1 pseudogene is annotated in these 587 nt (G+C 76.7%); it reads left to right on the top strand.

From position 1 onward, the window contains the following. A pseudogene (locus MXD58_RS24610) lies at positions 1-587 on the top strand (thiamine pyrophosphate-binding protein); the annotation flags it as partial.

The raw sequence follows: 587 nt of genomic DNA, 5'->3' as shown, positions 1-587 counted from the left end.
ACCCGAGCCTGGCCGCCCGGGTCGCCGGCTCGCCCTGGGCGTCGGTACCGGCCGGGACGGGCCCGGTCGACCTGGTGCTCGCCGGACGCGGCGTGCTGCGCACCGGCGCCGTGCCGGCCCTGAACCGGTTCGCCGAGCGCACCGGGATCGGCGTCCTCAACGCCTTCACGTCCAAGGGCGTCTTCCGCTGGGACAGCCCCTACCACATCGGCACCGGGTTCCTGCAGTACCGCGACCTCGCCCTCGCCGCCGGGCGGCCCGACCCGGTGCTGATCACGGTCGGCCTGGACGCCGACGAGTGCCCGCCCGAGGTGTTCGCCGCCGCCGGCGTCGACCCGGCCAGCACCTGGCGGATCGAACCCGACGAGCTGGCCGGCCTCAGCGCCGGCGCCGGCGCGCCGCGGGCCCGGGTGAACGTGACCGAGAGCGGTCGCTCACCGCTGTACCGGGACCTCTCCGCGATGATGGGCCCCCTCTACGCCGCCGATGACGTACCGCCCAACCCGGCCCGGGTGTCCGCCGATCTCGCCGCCGGTCTGCCCGCCAACGGCAGGGTCTGGGCCGAACCGGGTCGCGCCGGGCTGTGG

This window comes from Frankia sp. AgKG'84/4 (assembly GCF_023242965.2).
Lineage (GTDB): Bacteria > Actinomycetota > Actinomycetes > Frankiales > Frankiaceae > Frankia.
The sequence above is the reverse complement of the archived record's forward strand: the minus strand, read 5'-3'. Positions and strand labels throughout refer to the sequence as shown.